At 74.4% G+C, this 2,140-nt stretch carries 3 protein-coding genes and 1 pseudogene; 2 read left to right on the top strand and 2 right to left on the bottom strand.

Annotated features, from left to right (window positions below):
- A pseudogene (locus AB0M20_RS39810) lies at positions 1-282 on the top strand (thiamine pyrophosphate-binding protein); the annotation flags it as partial.
- A 67-nt stretch (positions 283-349) separates the two neighbouring features.
- On the opposite strand, the gene AB0M20_RS39805 reads toward AB0M20_RS39810, so the two are convergent.
- The gene (locus tag AB0M20_RS39805) at positions 350-1,072 is read right to left on the bottom strand and encodes a hypothetical protein (RefSeq protein ID WP_364306284.1); all 723 of its coding nucleotides are present in this window, start codon (positions 1,070-1,072) and stop codon (positions 350-352) included.
- Complete coding sequence (locus tag AB0M20_RS39800) at positions 1,065-1,655, bottom strand: sigma-70 family RNA polymerase sigma factor (protein WP_364306283.1); 591 nt, start codon at positions 1,653-1,655, stop codon at positions 1,065-1,067. The genes AB0M20_RS39805 and AB0M20_RS39800 overlap by 8 nt, the downstream gene beginning before the upstream one ends.
- Before the next feature lie 66 nt (positions 1,656-1,721).
- On the opposite strand from AB0M20_RS39800, the gene AB0M20_RS39795 reads away from it, so the two are divergent.
- Positions 1,722-2,140, top strand: a 419-nt coding sequence (locus tag AB0M20_RS39795) for a hypothetical protein (protein ID WP_364306281.1), incomplete at its 3' end; no start/stop codon positions are given.

Raw genomic sequence — 2,140 nt, 5'->3', positions numbered from 1 at the left:
CCGCTGATCGTGGTGGCCTACAACGACGCCGCCTACGGCGCGGAGGTGCACCACTTCGGCCCGGACGGCGATCCGCTCGACACGGTCACCTTCCCGGACACCGATCTCGCGGCGATCGGCGCCGGGTTCGGCTGCGCCGCGCTGACCGTCCGCACGCCCGCCGACCTGGCCCCGGTGGGCGACTGGCTGGCCGGGGACCGGTCACGGCCGCTGGTGATCGACGCGAAGGTCAGCGCGGCACGGGGATCCTGGTGGCTCGAGGAGGCGTTCCGCGGGCACTGACGGCTCAGATGGCTCAGTCCCGCAGGCGGCTCAGGCCCGCAGATGGCGCATGGTGCGGTTGTCCGCCCTAGGCGAGCGACAAGGCCACCTGCAGGGCCTCCGCCCGGGTCGGGATTCCTTCCAGGCGATAGGTGAGGCCGCCGGATTCCCAGATCAGCGTCGGCGCGGCGAGGCGGGCCGTCGCGGTGTGCTCGAGGCCGTCGCGCCCGGCGTATGTGACGGGGTGCGGCCCGGACAGCCAGATGCCCGCATCGGGGCCGACCTGGACCCACTCGGCGTCCCGCGCGCTCTTGAAGAACCCCATGGACGCGGAGCCGTCGAACTGGTCGAAGCGCACCGCGCCGCCGCGGAACGCCATCGTCACCACTCGCGGCGCGCCCTTGCCGTCCGGGTCGGCCAGCTCGACCTTCTCGGGCGCGCCCAGCGCTTCGGGCACCCGCACCGGGAAGAGTGCGACCCGGCGAGCCTCCTCCAGGCGGGCGGACCGCGCCGAGGGCAGCGGGCTGGGCCGGGCCGGGAGACCACCGGTGGCGGGCTCGCGGCGTACTTCGATGCCGGCCACCCGCAGCAGGTCGCCGACCGCCTCGACCACGGCCGCCCGGGCCGGTGCGACCGCGCCGGTCACCGCGACCACTGCGGCGACGGCGCCGACGATCCACCGCTTGGACCACCGGCTGCGCTTGGTGAGCCGCGCGCGGACCGCGGCGCGCTGGTCGGCCGGTTCGCCGACCTCGATCCATGAGGCGAGGCCGCGCAGCTCGGCAGCGAGATCTTCGTCGTACTCAGGCATCGGCCACCTCCCCCACCTTCCCGCGCAGCTTCTTCAGCGCCCGCGCCGTCCTCGATTTGACCGTGCCCTTGGGCACGTTCAGCGTCGTGGCGGTCTCCGCCTCCGACAGGTCCAGCAGGTACCGGCACACCAGCACCTCACGATCGTGGGGTTCCAGCTGCCGCAACTGCTCGACCAGCCGCTGCCGGCGGTCGACCGCCATGGCCGACTCGGCCGGGTCGGGGCCGGCCTCCTCCGGGCCCTCGCGCGCGGCGGCCCGCAGCATCAGGCCGTCGCGGCGGCGGCGCGAGCGGTGCAGATTGCGGGTCTCGTTGGCGACGATGGCCAGCAGCCACGGCCGGAACTCAGCGTCGCCGCGGAACCGCGAGAGATTCCGGTACGCCTTCACCAGCGCCTCTTGCACCACGTCGTCGGCCTCGGCGCCCGCCCCGAACAGCACCGCGGCCCGGTGCGCGGCCGGCGTGTACCGCACGACCAGCGCCTCGTAGGCGTCCAGGTCGCCGGTGCGGGCGCGGGCCACGGCCGCCGCATCGTCGAGTTCGGTGGTCATGTCCAGCCCCGCCACCTCCACGCCCTCGAACACGCCCCTCGAACCGACACCTCAATGACACCGCGGGAACCCATTCGGTTCCCGCGGTGTCGACAGGTCATGACAACACGGCGGACGCTGTTCATCATCGGGGGTGGGGCGATCGTCGCCGGCGCGGCGGGCCTGATGGGCCGCAGCCCACGGGCCGACACGGCGGCGGACGTACCCGGCGTGGTGCTGGCCGGCACCGACGCCGGCCTGACGATCCTGGCCGGCACCCGGCGGCGCGCCCTGGGAAACGCAGCGGCGGCCGGCGTCCGCGGCGCACCGATCTACGCGGTTACCGGCGATTCGCGCCTCGAACGGCTCGACTCGGCGTCCCCGGGCGTCACCGTCGGGCGGGGATGGATCCCGCGGGTGGTGTCGGGCGACGGTGGGTCCTGCGCGCTCGCCAGGACCCTCGCGTCGGCCCGGCCGGCCGCCCGGACGTCGAGTCCGTTGCAGGTCGTGATGCTACCCTTCGGCACGCATTCGCTCGG

This window comes from Actinoplanes sp. NPDC051633 (assembly GCF_040681735.1).
Classification (GTDB): Bacteria; Actinomycetota; Actinomycetes; order Mycobacteriales; family Micromonosporaceae; genus Actinoplanes.
The sequence above is the reverse complement of the archived record's forward strand: the minus strand, read 5'-3'. Positions and strand labels throughout refer to the sequence as shown.